Origin of the sequence: Winogradskyella sp. PG-2 (assembly GCF_000828715.1) — a bacterium.
In the GTDB taxonomy this organism is placed as follows: Bacteria; Bacteroidota; Bacteroidia; order Flavobacteriales; family Flavobacteriaceae; genus Winogradskyella.
This window is the reverse complement of record NZ_AP014583.1, coordinates 2273309-2292771: the sequence shown is the minus strand read 5'-3', so window position 1 is coordinate 2292771 and position 19463 is coordinate 2273309. Positions and strand designations below refer to the sequence as shown.

Here is a 19463-nt window from a genome sequence, read left to right as displayed (position 1 = left end):
TATGTAACCACATTAATTTTCTTGGCTATATCAATCCATACATCTATATCATATTTATTTTTTTGTTTCCTATCAAAGATAACAGATTAATATTATTACTAATAAGCTTTTTATTAGGTATGCTAGTAGATATGTTCTCTGATTCGGGTGGTGTTCATGCTACTGCTTCACTTTGCTTAGCTCATGCTAGACCTGTTCTATTGAAGTCCTCTTTTGGAATGCTGTATGAGCACCAGAGTATTAAATTTACAAATACCGAAATTGGAAGTTTAATAACATACATTGCATTCGGAACTATATTGCATCATTTAGTACTATTTTCTCTCGAAATCTTTAACATATCGAATATACTTTTAATATTAAAGAAGACGTTATTTTCCAGTATTTTCAGTATAATACTTAATGTATTAATCATAATCCTATTTAGTAGAAGCCGGAAATGAGAAAATTATTGCTATTAACATCTGTGATATTAGTTGGTCTCGTATTTATAGCGCGATTATTTTATCTTCAAGTATACAGCAGTAATTCTTACAATATTTTTGAAGATACTGCAATATTAAAAGAGTTTACCTATCCTAAACGTGGTTATGTATATGATCGAAACGGAAAACTTTTAGTCGCAAATCAACCTTCTTATGATGTCATGGTTATACCCAGAGAAGTTGAACCTATGGATTCTACAGAGTTTTATGATTTCTGTAAGCTATTAAAGATTTCAAAAAAAGATTATATAAAAAAACTAGACCGAGCTACTAATTACTCTACAAGATTACCCTCACCATTTGTACCACAGTTATCAAAGAATGATTATGCAGTACTGCAAGAAAAAATGCGAAAATATGAAGGATTCTATATTCAAAAACGTTCATTAAGATCGTATCAAACTACTATCGGAGCTAATGTTTTAGGTGATATTGGAGAAGTAAATCGAGGTATTATAACAAAACAACCCTACTATAAATTAGGAGATTTAATTGGAAAGCAAGGGATTGAAAAAACCTATGAAAATATACTTAGAGGAGTTAAAGGTATAAAGTTCATTCAGAAAGATCGTTTCAACAAAAACATAGGACCATTTAAAGAAGGAAGTTTTGACACATTACCAAAACCAGGGAAAGACATTACAATTACTATCGATTCTAGGCTTCAAGCTTATGGTGAATTATTAATGAAAAACAAACGTGGTGGAATTGTTGCTATTGAACCAAGTTCTGGTGAAATTTTAGCTATGGTATCCGGTCCATCTTATAATCCGAATTTATTGGTTGGCAGAGATCGCTCTAAGAATTTTTCGAAACTATATAGAGATAGTATAGCAAAACCTTTATTCGATAGAGGCTTGCAAGCTATGTATCCGCCAGGCTCACCTTTTAAGACCCTTAATGCATTAATTGCTTTACAAGAAGGTGTTGTTAAAACAGAAGATCGATTTAGTTGTTCAATGGGTTATCGATACGGGAACAGAAAAATGGGTTGCCATGTGCATAGAAGTCCTGTAAATATGAATATTGGAATCTATGAATCTTGTAATGCATATTTCGCGAATATTTACAGAAAAATAATTGATAAATATGATAAACCGTCTGACGGAATGGATGCCTGGAGTAAACATATTAAAAGTTTTGGCTTAGGTAATTATTTAAATAATGATTTGTCAGTTGGACAACCTGGAAAAGTTCCCTCAGCTGAAACTTACGATAGAGACTACGGTAAAAACAAGTGGTATACAACATTTACAATCTCTAATGCTATAGGACAAGGAGAGGTTTTAGCCACGCCCATTCAGTTAGCAAACATGGCTGCAGCAATTGGAAATAGAGGTTATTATTATACACCTCATATTATAAAAAATATAGAAGGTGACACTGTTCCTTTAAATTTCACAATACCTAAATACACAACTATAGATAAGCAACATTTCGAACCTGTTGTCCAAGGCATGTATGATGTATACAATAAAGGAACTGCATCAATGCTCAAAGTAAAAGATATTGAGATATGCGGTAAAACAGGTACTGCCGAAAATTTTGCCATTATTGATAGCGTAAAAACTCAATTAACAGATCACTCAATTTTTGTTGCTTTTGCCCCAAAAGACAATCCTAAAATTGCCATTGCAGTTTTTGTAGAAAACGGATACTTTGGAAGTCGTTTTGCCGGAAGGATGGCAAGTCTAATGATTGAGCAATATCTCAAGGGCAAAATTACACGCACTGATATGGAAAACTTCGTATTACGATATTCATTAAAACATGAATATGAGAAACCATATTCTGGAGAACCATTTGGCATTAATAGACAAACGTCTTTAGTACCAATTGAGGAAAATGAATTTCAAAAAAGCTTAAAAACTAAAGCTGAAATAACTAAGTCTTAAGGTATGCTAAGAGAAAACCTAAGACGCTTTAAATTTGATTGGATAACTATAATTTTATTCTTACTGTTAGTTTCCTTTGGATATCTTAATATATTATCAGCATCTCACGTAGGTGAAGTAACCAGCTATTTTGATACATCAGAACTTTATGGGAAACAACTTATCTTTTTAGGTCTAACTTTTTTACTAATTGTTTTTATTCTATCCTTTGAAGCAAAATTCTATGAGCGTTTTGCTAGTATTATTTACTTAGCTGCTATTATATCGCTTATTGGATTATTTGTTTTTGGAAAGGACGTAAATGGAGCGCGATCCTGGTATGGAATTGGAAGTATGACTATTCAGCCTAGCGAGTTTGCAAAATTTGCCACAGCACTTGCTGTTGCAAAGTATATCAGTGATTTGCAAACTAATATGCAAACCTTAAAGGACCAAATACGAGTTGTTGCAATAATATTTGTCCCAGCCTTGTTAATATTACTCCAGAATGACGCTGGCAGTACAATTGTTTATTCTGCTTTTTTCTTTGTTTTTTATCGTGAAGGACTTCAACAAATATATCTAATTGTAGCTTTATCTTTAATTATTTTAGCCGTGCTTGCTCTAAAATATGGCATTCTTATATCAGCTATAGTGAGTATATTGGCATTATTAGGTATATATTTTATAAGGCAAAAAAAACGTGCTTCAATACTAGAGTATATTATAGTATTGATTGTAGCTGTTGGATTTTCTTATGGTGTGAAGTTGTTTTATGATCATGGCTTAAAAACTCATCAGCAAAATAGAATTAGCCTTTGGTTACGCCTAGAAAAAGATCCAATTAAGCTTCAGAAAATGAAAAAAGCTGAAGCCTATAACCTCATTCAATCTGAACAAGCGATTAGTTCTGGTAGATGGACTGGAAAAGGCTTTCTGCAAGGCACAAGAACCACAGGTAAATTTGTACCAGAACAAGAAACCGACTATATTTTTAGTACAGTTGGCGAAGAATGGGGATTTTGGGGAAGTAGTTTTGTAGTCCTATTATTCGTGACACTTATTATTAGAATATTATACTTGGCGGAATCTCAAAAATCACAATTCAGTCGTGTTTATGGTTATGGAGTCGCTTCCATATTATTTGTGCATTTTACAATTAATACTGGTATGGTAATGGGTTTAATACCAACTGTTGGAATTCCTTTACCTTTCTTTAGTTATGGAGGCTCAGGCCTTTGGGGTTTTACTATTTTACTATTTATTTTTATTAAGTTAGATAGTAATAAGATTAATGAGTGGTAAGATTTTTTTTTAGAAAAACAATGATAATAAAAAAGCAGATAAAAAACCTGAAAGAGCCAAAATAGTAGTCATTAATGTCCAACTTTGGAATGTTTGCTTTTCTGAAAGCCCTAAATACTTTCCAACCAACCAAAATCCACTATCATTTACATGAGACATAATACTAGCTCCAGCTGCAATTGCTATAACCAATAAAGCTTTCTCAGGCTCAGAAGTATTACTTAATAATAAAGGTGCAGTTAAACCAGCAGCAGTTATCATAGCTACAGTAGCAGATCCTTGTAAAATTCTAACAATTACAGCGGATAGAAAACCAAATACGAGCAAACTTATCCCTTTATCTGCAAAATAATTAGCTAACATTGTACCAGTTCCTGTATTTACCAAAATTTGTTTAAACACACCACCAGCTCCAGTAATCAATATAATCACTCCTGCTGGAGCTAAAGATTTTGTACTAATATCCAAGAGTTGACTTTTTGTAAACCCTTTTCTTATACCTAGTAAATACCATGCAATTAGATTAGCAATTATTAAGGCCGAAAATGGATGACCAATCATTCCTATCCATTCTAATACATACTTTGAAACAATATCATCACCAACTAATGGACTATTCAATAATGTATTCATAACAATTAAAACAATTGGAATTGCAATAATGGCTATTATTGAACTAACAGGTGGGACTTGTTTAGAAGTCTCCTTATTCTCTTTAAGTTTTGGAGCTTCTACATGTATTCTTTTTGCAATATATTTTCCGAATAAAGGGCCACAAAATATAGCTGTTGGAATACCTACTAAAAATCCAAAAAGAATAACCCAGCCTAAATCTGCTATTAAAATATCAGCTACAGCAATTGGACCTGGTGTTGGAGGTATAAAACTATGCGTAATTGCTAAACCCGCTAATAATGGAATACCATATAGTAAAAGGGATTTTCCTGTTTTACGCTGAAGTGCGTAAATCATTGGTACTAAAATGATAAATGCAACATCAAAAAATACAGGTATGGCAACAATAAATCCTGTAAGCATTAATGCCCAAGACGAATTTTTCTCCCCAAACTTATTCAAAAGAAATACAGCTAAGGCTTCTGCTCCACCAGATTGCTCTAGGATTGCACCAAAGATTGCCCCTAAACCTACAACAACAGCAACAAATCCAAGTGTATTACCCATACCTTCTTGAATAGTTTTTATAATCATCATAGGCTCCATACCAGATAATATTCCAACTAGTATACTTGCTAATAATAATGCGATAAATGCTTGGATTTTGAATCTAAGAATTAGTGTAATTAACAATACTACACCAGCAAATACAGCACCGAGAAGAGAGTAATCCATATTTAAGATCCTAAACTAACTAAACTTGTTTTTATCGTTTCAATCTTAGCCAATGCATCTGCTTCTTTCTTCTTCTCCGAAGCAACAACTTGCTCTGGAGCATTATTTACAAAACGCTCATTAGATAATTTCTTTTGTACAGATTTCAAAAAACCTTCAGTATAACTTAATTCTTCTGTAAGCTTTTTAATTTCTGCTTCCACATCAATACTTCCTTCTATGGGAATAAAGTATTCGTTAGACTTTACTCTATAAGTCAACGCACCTTCAATTGGTTCAGTTACATAATCAAAGTCGCTCAGATTACCCAATTTAGATATTACTTCATCAAAAGTCGATTTAACCTTTTCAGTATTTATAACTGAAAAACTAATAGCATCTTTAAAAGCAATATTCTTTTGCTTTCTTATATTTCTAATACCAGAAATAACCTCAGATGCAAAATCGAATTCTGAAATTAAAACTTCATTAACTGACTTTGTTTCTGGCCATTTTGAAATTATTAAAGCCTCTTCAGGTGAACGCTCTTCTATATATTGCCAAATCTCTTCTGTTAAGAATGGCATAAATGGGTGAAGAATCTTTAAATTATTTTCAAATAATCTAATGACTTCATTATAAGTTCTCCTATCAATTGGTTTTTGATAAGCTGGCTTTATTATCTCTAATAACCATGAAGCAAAATCATCCCAAATCAACTTATAAGTTGCCATAAGGGCATCACTTAGTCTATATTTACTAAAATGATCTTCAATTTCAGCAATAGTCTTTTGGAATTTAGACTCATACCAATCTAAGGCAGTTTGACTAGAATTAGGTTGACTGATTATTTCATCAATCTCCCAACCTTGTATCAATCTAAAGGCGTTCCATATTTTATTAGCAAACTGTTTACCTTGCTGACAAAGATCTTCGTCAAACATTAAGTCATTACCTGCAGCTGAACTTAATAAAAGTCCCACTCTTACACCATCAGCGCCATATTCTTCAATTAGCTTCAATGCATCAGGTGAATTCCCTAATTGTTTTGACATTTTTCGTCTTTGCTTATCTCTAACTAATCCTGTGAGGTACACATTTTCAAAGGGTCTTTCATCTTTATACTCATAGCCAGCAATAATCATTCGCGCTACCCAAAAGAATAAAATATCTGGACCAGTTACTAAATCATTTGTAGGATAGTAATACTTAATTTCTTCATTTTCTGGATTTCGAATGCCATCAAAAACACTCATTGGCCATAACCATGATGAGAACCATGTATCTAAAGCATCGGAGTCCTGTTTTAAATCTTCAATCTTTAAAGCAAGATTATTTGTTTTCTCTTGGGCTAACTTTAAAGCTTCTTCATTTGTTTCTGCAACTACAAAATCTTCTTTTCCATCGCCATAGAAGTATGCAGGAATTTGCTGTCCCCAAAGCAATTGACGTGAAATATTCCAATCACGAATATTTTCCATCCAATGACGAAAGGTGTTTTCAAACTTCTTCGGAAAGAGCTTTACATCACCATTTTTTAAAACAGCATCTAGGGCTGGTTTAGCCAAATCCTCCATTTTAAGAAACCATTGGTCACTTAGTCTTGGTTCTATAACTGCCTTTGTGCGCTCCGAAGTTCCTACTTTATTAATATGACTTTCAGTTTTAACTAAAATTTTAGCAGCTTCTAACTCTTTGGTAATAGCTTTTCTCACAATGAAACGATCTTGTCCTTCGTAATGCATTCCGAAACTATTTAATGAAGCATCTTCATTAAAAATATCTACTACTTCTAAATTATGTTTATCACCTAATACTTTATCATTTTCATCATGAGCAGGTGTTACTTTAAGACAACCTGTACCAAACTCAATATCTACATAATCGTCTTCGATAATAGGAATGACACGTCCACAAATAGGAACAATTGCTTTCTTACCTTTTAAATGTGTAAAACGTTCATCTGTTGGATTGATGCAAATAGCAGTATCTCCAAAAATTGTTTCAGGGCGCGTTGTAGCTATAGTTAGCTTTTCATCGCTACCTTCAACTTTGTATTCTAAATAATAGAGTAAGCCTTGCTTTTCAACATGGATAACTTCTTCATCAGATAATGTTGTTTTAGCTTCCGGATCCCAATTTACCATTCGATAACCTCTGTAAATTAAACCTTTGTTATATAAATCAACAAAAGTCTTTATGACAGCTTCACTCATATCATCATCCATAGTAAACTTGGTACGATCCCAATCACAAGAACAGCCTAACTTCTTTAGTTGCTCTAAGATAACCCCACCATATTCTTCAGTCCAATCCCAAGCATGCTTTAAAAACTCATCTCGAGATAAATCATTCTTATCAATGCCTTGAGTCTTCAATTTAGCAACAACTTTTGCTTCAGTAGCAATAGATGCATGATCTGTACCAGGAACCCAGCAAGCATTTTTTCCCAGTAATCGCGCACGACGAATCAATATATCTTGAACTGTGTTATTAAGCATGTGTCCCATATGCAAAATCCCTGTAACATTTGGTGGAGGAATTACAACGGTATAAGGATCTCTTTCGTCTGGCGTAGAATGAAAATAATTATGCTTCATCCAATAGTCGTACCACTTATTTTCTACTGATAATGCATTATATTGAGATGGAATGTCCATATTTTTGGTATCGTTTTTGCTAAGTAACTGACAAAAGTACTTATATTTCTTTTTTTGAAAAATTATTAGCGCACTTATATGGTCTGAAAAACCTAAATTCTGTTAAATGCAGTGTATTACATCTAATTAATTTTGAGGAGAATAAAAAAGTGAGTAATTTTGATAGTATCAATTTAAATATAAAATGATGAAAAATTTAGTAGTAATCTTATTTGTAGGACTTGTTAGCCTTGGTTCTTTTGCTCAAGAAAAAGTAGCTAAGATTGAATTTAAAACTAATGTTATTGATTATGGCACAATTGAAAAAGGTGCTGACGGTGTTAGAGTTTTTGAATTTACAAATACTGGAGATGCACCATTAATCATTTCTAGAGTAAAATCGTCTTGTGGTTGTACTGTACCTAAGAAACCAAAAGATCCAATTATGCCAGGTGAAACAGGTGAGATTGAAGTAAAATACGATACAAAACGTGTTAACCCAATTAGAAAAACAATTACGGTTTATTCTAATGCAGTTACTCCAACTGTGGCATTGAAGATTAAAGGTTTAGTAATAGATCCTAATAAAACAAGTGTTTTAGAAAAAAAAGAAAAAAGTATGATTGAGCAATAGACTCAAAACACTTTTTAAATAAAATTAATGAGCTCTCAATTTGAGGGCTCATTTGTTTTAAATACATCATCTAACTTAAACTTAAAAACCATATCTTCTCCTTTACGACCTATTTTAACACGAATTGTTTTTCCAGTTTTTCCGTGAAGTATTTCACTAATTTCCTGAAGTTTATAATTATAAGCAGCTTTAGAATTAATAGTAAGCAATACATCACCATTTCTTAATCCAGCTTTATATGCATTAGATGATGTTCTAATCTCTACAATTTCATATACAGGCTTCAATGTCATTATGTAGTTAAAAGATTGATTGATTTGTACAGCATCCATTCGTTTAGAATTTGTAAAATTACTAGAATTAGGTAATTTTATTTGTTCTTCAACAAACATATTTCCATTGTATTCTAGAACGATTCCGCTATTATTATAGGTAAAAGATGCTTTGTAAAAACTATTTTTTTTTAGGTGCAATTTCTCATTTGTATAGTCAAAAAAAAGATTAAATCTTTTTAAAATATCGCCTCCTAAACTTCCATTACGCCCTTTAAATGTTTTGGTTAAATCAATTGACACAGAATCTGGAAATGCGACATTAACATTCTCCATATTAAAATCTCCAAGCTCAAAATTATTTACTTTAGAACGTTTTCCATAAACCGAGCCACTCAATCCTTTGCCTAGATAATCCACAAAAAACATACTCTTATTCGGTGAGAAACCCTCTGACTCATCTTCGAATAACCATAAAGCATCACTACTCCCAGTATCTATTAATAATTTTACATGTTTTTCAGCATCATTAATATTAACTTCACCATCTATATAAGCTTTACCTCTATAGAGGTTTAAGGGTAATGTCTTGCACTTTTTTGAAGTTTTAGGCTTAAAATATTCTGGCTTATGTAATCTAATGTACTTAGCATTATAATTGATTTCTACTACAAAATTCTTAAACACATCATAGCCTATAATACCATGAACTAAAATCCCAAGTCTGGGAGTGAAATTTATCGTTTTATCAAAAACTACAAACAAGTCTTGATCTGTATTAATAGCATTACCAATTTTAAATTCATTATGGCTAGATTTTAAGGCCTCTATTTTCCCATCACCTCCTAAACCATGTAAAAAGAACGTTTCAGTATCTTTTAAAGACAATAAATCACTCTCAAGTAAATTGAATAAAATCGGCTTGTTTACACCAGTATCTAAAACAAACGATAATTCAACACTATTAATTTCCAATGGGATTATTATTAAATTACTCGTGAACTCAAAATGAATTTTTTCGCTCACCTTATCATCCAATAAAAACTCACTTTGAGCTGGTAAAACCCAAAAATTTAAAAGTAAAAAAAACGGTAAAATATAAGTAAATACTAACTTCAAGAATTGATACATTTAAAATCAAGTTACAAATCTTTACCTTATCGCATATTTTAAACGTTAATTTTTAAATAAACTTTAAGATTTTTCAGAACTTAGCACTTTAAAACTAACTTATGCCAACGATATCAAAAAAAGGTGTTAACATGCCTGAATCACCAATTCGAAAATTGGTGCCTTTCGCAGAAGAAGCTGAAAAACAAGGAAAAAAAGTGTTTTATTTAAATATCGGCCAACCAGATATAAAAACTCCAACAGTTGCTTTAGAAGCCGTTAAAAATAACTCATTAAATATTATAGCTTATTCTCGCTCTGAAGGTTCTGAAAGCTACAGAATGAAAATTGCTGAGTATTATAAACGTAATGACATCCATGTCTCACACAACGATATTATTGTAACCACTGGAGGTAGTGAAGCCCTTTTATTTGCTTTTGGAAGCATCATGGATGAAAATGATGAAATTATAATTCCTGAGCCCTTCTATGCTAATTATAATGGTTTTTCAACAGCTTCTGGAGTTAATGTAATTCCTGTAATATCAAAAATTGAAGACAACTTTGCATTGCCTCCAATAGAAGAATTTGAAAAATTAATTACACCTAAAACGAAAGCTATTTTAATTTGTAATCCAGGAAACCCAACAGGTTATTTATACTCTAAGGAAGAAATACAAAAATTAGCTTCTATTGTAAAAAAACATGATCTTTTCTTAATTGCAGATGAAGTATATAGAGAGTTTGTTTATGATGGAGTTACTCACTACTCTATTTTACAGGAGTCTGGTTTAGAGGATAACGCGATTATTATTGATTCGGTTTCTAAACGTTATAGTATGTGTGGAGCAAGAATTGGATATTTAGTATCTAAAAATAATGAAGTTATTAAAACAGCTCTCAAGTTTGCTCAAGCAAGACTAAGCCCACCTACTCTAGCACAAATAGCAAGTGAAGGAGCATTAGAAACACCTCAAAGTTACTTTGATGATGTAAAAAATGAATATGTAAATCGTAGAAATACACTAATTGAAGAATTAGAAAAAATTAAAGGGGTCAAAGTAGCAAAACCCAATGGTGCTTTTTATTGTATTGCAGAATTACCTGTTAAAAACTCTGACGATTTTGCACGTTGGCTACTAGAATCTTTTGATTATGAAAACAATACAGTTATGGTAGCACCAGCAGCTGGTTTCTACTCTACTCCTAGTGTAGGTCTAAACCAAATTCGTATTGCCTACGTATTAAATGAAGACAGCCTAAGATTAGCTGTGAATATTTTAGCAGAAGCTCTTAAGGTATATAAAGACTAATGACCATAGGAAAAAACGTTTCATTAAAATCATTTAACACCTTTGGTATTGAAGCTAAAGCTAAATCGTTTTGCAATATTACTTCTACTGAAAATCTCAAAAGGGTTTTAAAAGAGCAACATTCTCATCCATTATTTATTTTAGGAGGAGGTAGTAATATGTTATTAACTCAAGATATTGAAGCCTTAGTTTTACACATTAATTTAAAAGGTATCGAAGTTGTTAATGAAACTAAAAATACAGTTACAATTAATGCAATGGCTGGCGAAAATTGGCACAACTTTGTACTTTGGTGTTTAGACCATAATTATGGAGGTATAGAGAATATGTCTTTAATTCCCGGAAATATCGGTACAGCACCAATACAAAACATTGGAGCTTATGGTGTAGAACTAAAAGATGTTTTTGTGAGTTGCGAAGCGATTCATATTAGAACTCAAACTACAAAAATATTTACCAAATCTGATTGTAAGTTTGGATATAGAGAGTCCGTTTTTAAGCAAGATTTAAAAGGCGAATATATAATTACAAGTGTTAACCTTGAGCTTACAAAAAACAATCATAGTTTAAGAATGGATTATGGAGCGATTCAAGCAGAACTCGAAACTTTAAACATAACTAATCCCACTATTCAAGACATTTCGAATGCAGTAATAGCGATAAGACAAAGTAAACTACCAGATCCTAATGATATTGGCAACAGTGGCAGTTTTTTTAAAAACCCAATTATCTCTGCTCAACAATTCAAACAACTACAAGAAAATTTTCCAGAAGTACCTTCGTATAAAATTTCGGATAAAGAAGTAAAAGTTCCTGCGGGTTGGTTAATAGAAAAAGCTGGTTTTAAAGGTAAACGCTTTAATAATTATGGAGTGCATAATAAACAAGCCTTAGTTCTAGTTAACTATGGGAATGCTAATGGCATTGATATTTATAAATTAGCACAACTCATCCAAACAACTGTAAAGCGCCTCTTTAATATCTTTATTGAAACTGAAGTAAATATTATATAAAACAAAAGTCACAATTCACAATTCACAATTCACATTGCGACTTTTGAATTAAGAATAATTCTTGATAATGCTATTAATCATATTCTAATTGAAGAAAAAACTATTCTTACCATATATGTTCATCGAGTTATATGGTGTATTTAATTATATTTACGATTATAAATCCATTTTGGATGTTCTAAGTATCAGAAAAACAATATTTTAACATTTTGAGTATTACACCTACAGAACGAAAAATTATAGACTTACTTAAAGAAGGAGATAAACGAGCTTTAAATTTACTTTATGAAAACTATTCTAATAGTCTATATGGTGTAATTTTAAAAATTACAATTAACGAGGAAATTGCTCAAGATGCACTTCAAGAAACCTTTATAAAGGTTTGGAAAAATGCTCATAAATACGATTCTAGCAAAGCAAAGTTATTTACCTGGTTATTCCGTATAGCAAGGAATACAGCAATAGACAAACTAAGAAGTTTTAATAATCGTTATAAAAAAGAAGTCCAAATTGATACTTCTAACGTATATATCTTACCAACAAGCAATTTTAACCAAGATGTAATGGATATAAAAGAGCATATTGGAAGACTAGAAGAAAAGTATCAAATTGTATTAGAGGCCCTATTTTTTCAAGGGATGACGCAACAAGAAGCGAGTGACGAATTAGACATTCCATTAGGTACTATTAAATCTAGATTAAAAATAGGGTTGAGAGAACTTAAAAAAGTTTATAATCCGTAAAATAGTTTAATATGGAAACAAAATTACATAGCTTTTTAAATTCTAACTTACTAAACAAATATTTAGTAGGTGAAACTTCTTTAAAAGAATCTAAAGAGGTAGAATATTTCATTTCTAATTACCCAGAAGCTGCTTCTGCTTATGAGAAGCTTCAGAATAACCTAGAGATTATTGCTAAAGCAGGTGCAATAGATGTACCTAATCATATATTATCAAATATTTTAGAATCTTTAGATGAATCTGACGACACTAAAGTGATTCAGCTTGTACAGAAAACAAAGACTCCTTGGTATAGTATTGCTGCAAGTGCAGCTGCTGTTTTATTTGCAGTAACATCTTTTATGCTTTACCAAAAGAATCAGAATCTTAATGATGAAAACAACATTGTTGTTGAAGAAATTTATGATTTAAGAAGTGATATTGACAAGAATAATTCTAAGCTAGATGAATTATCTAGAGAGTTAATGAAACTTAATAATCCTGATTCTAAGAAATATGTTATCAATGGTAATGAACGTGCCAAGAACTTAAAAACTGTTGCCTATATAAATCCAATAGAAAAAACATCTATGATTGATGTGATTACTTTACCGCAATTACCAAAAGATCAGCATTATCAAATTTGGGCTGAACTACAAGACAGAATGGTTAATTTAGGTATTTTGGATGAGGCTGACCGTAAATTAAAACAGATTCCTTACATGGAAGATGCTTTAGCCTTAAGTATTAAAATTGGTACAAAGGGAGACGAAACTAATGAAAATGATACTGAAGTAGCTGAGATTTCTTTAAAAGAGGAATAAAGAATTAATTAGATAAATAAAAAAGAAGGCGCATTTAATGTGCCTCCTTTTTTTGTTTTAATTTTTAAAAAATTATTCTTTCTCGAATAATGTTTTATGGATAATTCCACCAATAATTGCGCCAGCAATAGGTGCTACCCAAAATACCCAAACTTGAGATAAATATGCAGCATCAGCAAATAAAGCCTGACTTAAAGATCTTGCCGGATTTACAGATGTATTAGAAATAGGGATGCTAATAAGATGTATTAAAGTTAAAGCTAAACCAATAGCAATTGGAGCAAAACCTTTAGGAGCTCTAACATTCGTACTTCCTAAAATAACAATTAAGAAAAATGCTGTTAAAATAACTTCAGCTACTATCACAGACATCATATTATAACCATCTGGTGATAAAGCATCATAACCATTAGAAGCGAAACCACCTACAGATTCAAATCCAGTTTTACCAGAAACAATAAGATATAGTAATGCAGCTGCTACAATAGCACCAACTACCTGTGCTACGATATAGCCAATTAAATCTTTAGCTTCAAATTTTCCACCAGCCCAAAGACCAATAGAGACAGCAGGATTAAAATGACCTCCAGAAATATGTCCAACTGCATAGGCCATAGTTAATACTGTAAGACCAAAGGCTAATGCCACTCCTACAAATCCAATTCCTAATTCTGGAAATCCGGCTGCAAAAACTGCACTACCACAACCTCCAAATACAAGCCAAAATGTTCCGAAAAACTCGGCAAATAATTTTTTCATAATAGATAAATTAATTAGTTAGTAATAAATGTTTAATAGATATACGACATAAGATTAGTGCGTTAAGTCACATTGAAGAAGGGCTATAAAATAAAAGCAAAAAGCATTACCTTTGTGCTAAATTTAAGCATTTAGATGAAATTACTACTACTTACATTAGGATTATTGTCTGTAGCCATAGCAGGAATAGCTATAAAAATCTGGGCAAAAAAAGATGGTAAATTTGCCGGAACATGTGCAAGTCAAAACCCTATGCTTAATAAAGAAGGGGAAACTTGTGGTTTTTGTGGAAAAACACCAGATGAATATAAGGATTGTAACGAACCTCAACATTCATAGAATTTAGATGAATATTTCAACAATACTATTTTCTGCATTTATTGCAATTGTTAGTATTCAAATTATCTATTACCTCAGTTTTTTATTTTCTTTTGCTGTTAAACGCGCCGAAACACGTTTAAAAAAAAATATTCCAATTTCAATTATCATTTGCGCTAAAAATGAAGCTGAGAACTTAAAAAAAAATCTTCCTTTTATATTAAATCAAGATTATTCAACTTTTGAAGTCGTTTTAGTCAATGACAGCTCTTGGGATGACACTCTAGATGTCATGAAAGGTTTTGCAGAAAAAAATAGTAATATAAAACTGGTAGATGTAAAAACTATTGAAACATTTTGGGGAAATAAAAAATATGCATTGACTTTAGGTATAAAAGCTTCAAAACACGACTTCTTAGTTTTTACTGATGCTGATTGTTTACCAAATTCAACTAAATGGTTAAATCATATCAGCAGCAATTTTTCTAATCAAAAATCTATTGTACTTGGCTATGGTGCTTATACAAAAAAGGGCTTTTCTTTTTTAAATAAACTTATTCGTTTTGAAACTGTAATGACAGCTTTACAGTATTTTTCTTATGCCAATCTCGGATTACCTTACATGGGAGTTGGTAGGAATATGGCCTATAGAAAAGAACTATTTTTTAATAATTCTGGTTTCAATAACCATATGAGTCTAAAGTCTGGTGATGATGACTTATTTGTAAATAAAGTAGCAGATAATAAGAATACTTCAACTTGTTTTACAAAAGAGAGTTTTACGATTTCAGTACCTAAAACATCTTATAAAAGTTGGATTCTACAAAAACGCAGACATGTAAGCACAGCAAAATTTTATAAGCCTTTGCATAAATTTATGTTAGGTCTATTTTACACATCACAATTGTTGTTTTGGATTTTAGGAATTCTATTATTCACTTTATCATTTCCTTGGGAATGGTTAACCGCACTAATTTCGTTACGTTTTATAATTCAATTATTATGTTTTGGGCTAACTGCAAAAAAACTTAATGAAATTGACCTTATTTTTTTAGCTCCAATTCTCGAATTCTTTTTAATTCTTTCGCAATTAAGTATCTTTATTGCAAATCTTATATCTAAACCAAAGCATTGGAAGTAAAAGAAGCTATTAGTAAGGCTAAAGAGAATAATCAAATTGCATTCAATTTTCTACTAGATACGTTTTGGAATGATATTTATGGATTTCAACTAAAGCGAACTCAAAACGAAAACGACGCTGAGGACATTACTATTCAGACATTTTCTAAAGCTTTTGACAAGATTAATACTTACAAAGAATCATACCAGTTTAAAACTTGGTTAATCACTATTTCTAAAAATATTCATATAGATTTAGTAAGAAAACAAAAGAAGTCAATCCGAAATACATCTAAAGATAATGACGACTATTACTTAGAAATAGTTGATGACTCTCCTACTCCTGAACATAAGATTATTACAGAGCAAAATTTGGCAAAACTTCTGCGAGATATTAAAAAGTTAAAACCGCATTATCAAGAAGTAATTAATTTGAGGTTTTTTCAAGAATTAAGTTATAAAGAAATAGCTGAACAATTAAATGAGCCTATTAATAATGTAAAGGTGAAATTGCTCAGAGCCAAAAAGTTACTTGCTGCAATTATTACCAAAATATAATGCTTACAACATTAAAAAAATTAGGCCCAGGTTTATTATTTGCAGGTGCAGCAATTGGTGTATCACATTTGGTACAATCCACAAGAGCTGGAGCAGATTTTGGTTTAGGCTTACTATGGGCTCTACTACTAGTTAATTTATTTAAATATCCTTTCTTTCAATTTGGTCCACGATATGCATCTGCTACAGGAGAAAGTTTATTAGAAGGCTATCATAAATTAGGCAAAGGTGTTTTAATCTTCTACTTTATTCTGAGTTTAGGCACCATGTTTACTATTCAAACCGCTGTAACTATTGTTAGTGCTGGCCTAGCACATTCTTTTTTTGGCGATATTAGCTTTCTAAATTTTGGCTATGAAAGTATTACAAGTGTAGAAATATGGACAGTAATTATCTTATTCGTTTGTCTCTTAATTCTATTTCTTGGTAAATACAGTGCACTTGATAAACTCATTAAGTTTATCATTATAACATTGACTATAAGTACACTTGTAGCTGTTTGTTTCGCCTTTACAGAATTTAAAAACCCTATCTCATTAGCACAAGTATTACCAGAAAACACTACTGAAATAGCCTTTTTAATTGCCTTTATGGGTTGGATGCCTGCACCATTAGATATTTCAGTATGGCATTCTATTTGGGCTATTGAAAAGAAAAAAGACGAAGGCATATTTACACCTAAAACGGCTTTACTAGATTTTAACATTGGTTACATCTGCGCTATAATTTTAGGAATCGCATTCGTATGCTTAGGCTACTTTGTGATGTTTAACACAGGTGAAACCTTCAGCAATAAAGCGGCTGTTTTTTCAAATCAGTTAGTAGATTTATATACTAAAAGTTTAGGGAACTGGGCATACATTGTAATTGGTATTGCAGCATTTACTGCTATGTTTAGTACAACTATTACAACTTTAGATGCATCACCAAGAGCTATGTCTAGAAGTTTAGAATTGCTGACTAAAAAAGTATTTAAAAGAGGCTATTTACTTTGGATTTTAATATTAACCTTTGGAACACTTATTATCTTTTTTGTTTTTGCCTCAGAAATGGGATTACTTATTAAAATTGCAACAATACTCTCTTTTATAACTGCTCCTTTTTACGCCATTATTAATTATAAATTAATTTCTAGCAAACATACTCCTAAAGCATGGAGACCAACTTTAAAGCTACATGTTTTATCATGGTTAGGTATTTTGTTTTTGGTTGGTTTTAGTGTCTGGTATCTCACTTTATTATAAGTCAGTTTAATTATTTACTTCGTATCTTTGTTATCTGAAATTGAAAATGCATGGAAACCAAAGTTGCTTCAAATATTTTACCTGAGCGTAAGCCAAAATGGCTTCGCGTAAAATTGCCTACTGGTAAAAAGTATACTGAACTTAGAAGTCTTGTTGATAAATATAAACTAAATACAATTTGCACCTCTGGAAGTTGTCCAAACATGGGGGAATGTTGGGGAGAAGGCACAGCAACTTTTATGATTTTAGGTAATGTATGTACTCGCTCGTGTGGATTTTGTGGTGTGAAAACTGGACGACCAGAAACGGTCGATTGGGACGAACCTGAAAAAGTAGCACGTTCTATAAAATTAATGCAAATTAAACATGCGGTTTTAACAAGTGTTGATAGAGATGATCTTAAAGACATGGGAAGCATTATGTGGTCAGAAACTGTAAAAGCGGTTAGACGAATGAATCCAGAAACTACACTCGAAACACTGATACCAGATTTTCAAGGTTTAGAAAAGCACATCGACCGCATTATAGATGTAGCTCCTGAGGTTGTATCTCATAATATAGAAACTGTAAGGAGATTAACTCGTGAAGTTCGTATACAAGCCAAGTACGATCGTAGTATGGGAGTTTTAAAATATTTAAAACAGCAAGGACAACGTAGAACCAAGTCTGGAATTATGTTAGGTTTAGGTGAAAAACGTGAAGAAGTTATAGAAACTTTACATGATCTAAGAGCAAATGATGTCGATGTGGTAACAATTGGTCAATACTTACAACCAAGTAAAAAACACTTACCTGTAAAACAGTTTATCAATCCAGATCAGTTTGATGAATATAAAGCTATTGGATTGGATTTAGGATTTAGACATGTTGAAAGTAGTGCTTTAGTAAGATCTTCTTACAAAGCTCAAAAACACATCAACTAATGATTACTATTGCCATTAACGGATTTGGCAGAATTGGTCGTCGTGTATTTAGATTAGCGCTTCAACATCCACAAATAAGAGTTGTAGCAATTAACGATTTAGCAGACACAAAGACCTTAAGTCATTTATTGAAGTATGACAGTATTCATGGCGTTTTAGATGAAGCTATTTCTTTTGATAAGAATCACATAATTCTAAATGATATAAAAATTCCTTTATACAACCTATCACATCCTAAAGATATAGATTGGTCTTCGACTAAACCCGATTATGTAATTGAGTCTACCGGGAAGTTTAAAATAAAGTCAGAACTTCAATATCACATTGATAATGGTGCTAATCAAGTCATTCTATCGGTTCCTGCATTAGAGGATGATATTAAAACGATAGTTCTTGGTGTCAATGATAATATTCTAGATGGTACTGAAACTATTTTATCAAATGCATCTTGTACAACGAATAATGCTGCGCCAATGATTTCATTAATTAAAGAGTATTTTGGTATTAAGCAAGCTTATATTACTACTATACATTCGTATACAACAGATCAAAGTTTACACGATCAACCACATCGCGACTTACGACGTGCAAGAGCAGCTGGCCAATCTATAGTTCCCACTACAACAGGTGCAGCCAAAGCATTAACTAAGATTTTCACAGATTTATCAGACGTTATTGGTGGATGCGGTATAAGAGTTCCTGTAGCTAATGGTTCTTTAACGGATATTACTATTAATGTTGAAAAACAAACTTCTATTGAAGAAGTTAATTCAATTTTTAAGAATGCTGCTACTTCAAAATTAAAAGGAATTCTAGAGTATACCGAAGACCCAATTGTATCGATTGATATTGTTGGCAATCCTCACTCTTGTATTTTTGATTCTCAAATGACTTCTGTAATAGGAAACATGGTAAAAATAGTGGGTTGGTACGATAATGAAACTGGGTATAGTTCTAGAATTTTAGATTTAATTTGCAATTTATCGGATAAAAATGCACTTTTGTCGAATATTTAATTATAT

General features: G+C 31.7%; 17 protein-coding genes. 13 read left to right on the top strand and 4 right to left on the bottom strand.

Translation table 11 applies throughout. The annotated features are described in order from the left end of the window. Nucleotides 1-439: 439 nt before the first annotated feature. Together mrdA and rodA are read left to right on the top strand one after the other, a co-directional pair. A complete protein-coding gene (gene mrdA / locus WPG_RS10160) occupies nucleotides 440-2380 on the top strand; it encodes a penicillin-binding protein 2 (RefSeq protein WP_045472113.1) in 1941 nt (646 codons plus the stop codon). Between the two features lie 3 nt (nucleotides 2381-2383). Beyond that, nucleotides 2384-3664: a rod shape-determining protein RodA gene (rodA, locus tag WPG_RS10155; RefSeq protein ID WP_045472110.1), complete on the top strand. Its 1281-nt coding sequence runs from the start codon at nucleotides 2384-2386 to the stop codon at nucleotides 3662-3664. A gap of 9 nt (nucleotides 3665-3673) precedes the next feature. Here rodA and WPG_RS10150 read toward each other — a convergent pair whose 3' ends face one another. Both WPG_RS10150 and WPG_RS10145 read right to left on the bottom strand, forming a co-directional pair. After that, nucleotides 3674-5014: a GntP family permease gene (locus tag WPG_RS10150; RefSeq protein WP_045472108.1), complete on the bottom strand. Its 1341-nt coding sequence runs from the start codon at nucleotides 5012-5014 to the stop codon at nucleotides 3674-3676. A 2-nt stretch (nucleotides 5015-5016) separates the two neighbouring features. Then, nucleotides 5017-7653, bottom strand: coding sequence for a valine--tRNA ligase (locus WPG_RS10145; RefSeq protein ID WP_045472105.1), 2637 nt, complete (start codon nucleotides 7651-7653; stop codon nucleotides 5017-5019). A 187-nt stretch (nucleotides 7654-7840) separates the two neighbouring features. On the opposite strand from WPG_RS10145, the gene WPG_RS10140 reads away from it, so the two are divergent. Then, nucleotides 7841-8266 (top strand): DUF1573 domain-containing protein, encoded by a 426-nt coding sequence (locus WPG_RS10140; RefSeq protein WP_045475436.1) that lies wholly within the window; start codon nucleotides 7841-7843, stop codon nucleotides 8264-8266. A gap of 35 nt (nucleotides 8267-8301) precedes the next feature. Here WPG_RS10140 and WPG_RS10135 read toward each other — a convergent pair whose 3' ends face one another. Further along, complete coding sequence (locus WPG_RS10135) at nucleotides 8302-9657, bottom strand: aspartyl protease family protein (RefSeq protein WP_171817173.1); 1356 nt, start codon at nucleotides 9655-9657, stop codon at nucleotides 8302-8304. 113 nt (nucleotides 9658-9770) lie between these two features. On the opposite strand from WPG_RS10135, the gene WPG_RS10130 reads away from it, so the two are divergent. The 4 genes from WPG_RS10130 to WPG_RS10115 all read left to right on the top strand — a co-directional run bounded on the left by WPG_RS10130 (nucleotide 9771) and on the right by WPG_RS10115 (nucleotide 13520). Beyond that, on the top strand, nucleotides 9771-10961 hold the full coding sequence (locus WPG_RS10130; RefSeq protein WP_045472102.1) for a pyridoxal phosphate-dependent aminotransferase: 1191 nt from the start codon (nucleotides 9771-9773) through the stop codon (nucleotides 10959-10961). After that, the gene (gene murB, locus WPG_RS10125) at nucleotides 10961-11974 is read left to right on the top strand and encodes a UDP-N-acetylmuramate dehydrogenase (protein WP_045472099.1); all 1014 of its coding nucleotides are present in this window, start codon (nucleotides 10961-10963) and stop codon (nucleotides 11972-11974) included. Before WPG_RS10130 ends, murB begins: the two co-directional genes overlap by 1 nt. 209 nt (nucleotides 11975-12183) lie before the next feature. Next, nucleotides 12184-12717, top strand: a complete 534-nt coding sequence (locus WPG_RS10120) for an RNA polymerase sigma factor (RefSeq protein WP_045472096.1) — start codon at nucleotides 12184-12186, stop codon at nucleotides 12715-12717. Between the two features lie 11 nt (nucleotides 12718-12728). After that, nucleotides 12729-13520, top strand: coding sequence for an anti-sigma factor domain-containing protein (locus WPG_RS10115; RefSeq protein WP_045472094.1), 792 nt, complete (start codon nucleotides 12729-12731; stop codon nucleotides 13518-13520). Between the two features lie 72 nt (nucleotides 13521-13592). Here WPG_RS10115 and aqpZ read toward each other — a convergent pair whose 3' ends face one another. After that, complete coding sequence (gene aqpZ, locus WPG_RS10110) at nucleotides 13593-14279, bottom strand: aquaporin Z (protein WP_045472091.1); 687 nt, start codon at nucleotides 14277-14279, stop codon at nucleotides 13593-13595. Between the two features lie 135 nt (nucleotides 14280-14414). Here aqpZ and WPG_RS10105 point away from each other — a divergent pair, with 135 nt between their 5' ends. The 6 genes from WPG_RS10105 to gap are packed head-to-tail and all read left to right on the top strand — an operon-like array spanning nucleotide 14415 to nucleotide 19457. Continuing rightward, nucleotides 14415-14618, top strand: a complete 204-nt coding sequence (locus WPG_RS10105; protein WP_045472088.1) for a hypothetical protein — start codon at nucleotides 14415-14417, stop codon at nucleotides 14616-14618. A gap of 7 nt (nucleotides 14619-14625) precedes the next feature. Continuing rightward, entirely contained in the window at nucleotides 14626-15738 is a 1113-nt protein-coding gene (locus tag WPG_RS10100) for a glycosyltransferase (RefSeq protein WP_045472084.1), read from the top strand. After that, complete coding sequence (locus tag WPG_RS10095; protein WP_045472081.1) at nucleotides 15729-16274, top strand: RNA polymerase sigma factor; 546 nt, start codon at nucleotides 15729-15731, stop codon at nucleotides 16272-16274. The genes WPG_RS10100 and WPG_RS10095 overlap by 10 nt, the downstream gene beginning before the upstream one ends. Next, complete coding sequence (locus WPG_RS10090; protein WP_045472078.1) at nucleotides 16274-17518, top strand: Nramp family divalent metal transporter; 1245 nt, start codon at nucleotides 16274-16276, stop codon at nucleotides 17516-17518. The genes WPG_RS10095 and WPG_RS10090 overlap by 1 nt, the downstream gene beginning before the upstream one ends. Before the next feature lie 50 nt (nucleotides 17519-17568). Beyond that, nucleotides 17569-18441, top strand: coding sequence for a lipoyl synthase (gene lipA, locus WPG_RS10085; protein WP_045472075.1), 873 nt, complete (start codon nucleotides 17569-17571; stop codon nucleotides 18439-18441). Continuing rightward, nucleotides 18441-19457: a type I glyceraldehyde-3-phosphate dehydrogenase gene (gene gap / locus WPG_RS10080; RefSeq protein ID WP_045472072.1), complete on the top strand. Its 1017-nt coding sequence runs from the start codon at nucleotides 18441-18443 to the stop codon at nucleotides 19455-19457. Before lipA ends, gap begins: the two co-directional genes overlap by 1 nt. Nucleotides 19458-19463: the final 6 nt, after the last annotated feature.

Coding starts and splice junctions, on each gene's coding strand:
- WPG_RS10145 (WP_045472105.1), bottom strand. CDS start 7,653: ATGGACATTCCATCTCAATATAATGCATTATCAGTAGAAAATAAGTGG.
- WPG_RS10140 (WP_045475436.1), top strand. CDS start 7,841: ATGAAAAATTTAGTAGTAATCTTATTTGTAGGACTTGTTAGCCTTGGT.
- WPG_RS10100 (WP_045472084.1), top strand. CDS start 14,626: ATGAATATTTCAACAATACTATTTTCTGCATTTATTGCAATTGTTAGT.
- mrdA (WP_045472113.1), top strand. CDS start 440: ATGAGAAAATTATTGCTATTAACATCTGTGATATTAGTTGGTCTCGTA.
- murB (WP_045472099.1), top strand. CDS start 10,961: ATGACCATAGGAAAAAACGTTTCATTAAAATCATTTAACACCTTTGGT.
- WPG_RS10150 (WP_045472108.1), bottom strand. CDS start 5,014: ATGGATTACTCTCTTCTCGGTGCTGTATTTGCTGGTGTAGTATTGTTA.
- WPG_RS10130 (WP_045472102.1), top strand. CDS start 9,771: ATGCCAACGATATCAAAAAAAGGTGTTAACATGCCTGAATCACCAATT.
- WPG_RS10115 (WP_045472094.1), top strand. CDS start 12,729: ATGGAAACAAAATTACATAGCTTTTTAAATTCTAACTTACTAAACAAA.
- aqpZ (WP_045472091.1), bottom strand. CDS start 14,279: ATGAAAAAATTATTTGCCGAGTTTTTCGGAACATTTTGGCTTGTATTT.
- gap (WP_045472072.1), top strand. CDS start 18,441: ATGATTACTATTGCCATTAACGGATTTGGCAGAATTGGTCGTCGTGTA.
- WPG_RS10105 (WP_045472088.1), top strand. CDS start 14,415: ATGAAATTACTACTACTTACATTAGGATTATTGTCTGTAGCCATAGCA.
- lipA (WP_045472075.1), top strand. CDS start 17,569: ATGGAAACCAAAGTTGCTTCAAATATTTTACCTGAGCGTAAGCCAAAA.
- WPG_RS10090 (WP_045472078.1), top strand. CDS start 16,274: ATGCTTACAACATTAAAAAAATTAGGCCCAGGTTTATTATTTGCAGGT.
- rodA (WP_045472110.1), top strand. CDS start 2,384: ATGCTAAGAGAAAACCTAAGACGCTTTAAATTTGATTGGATAACTATA.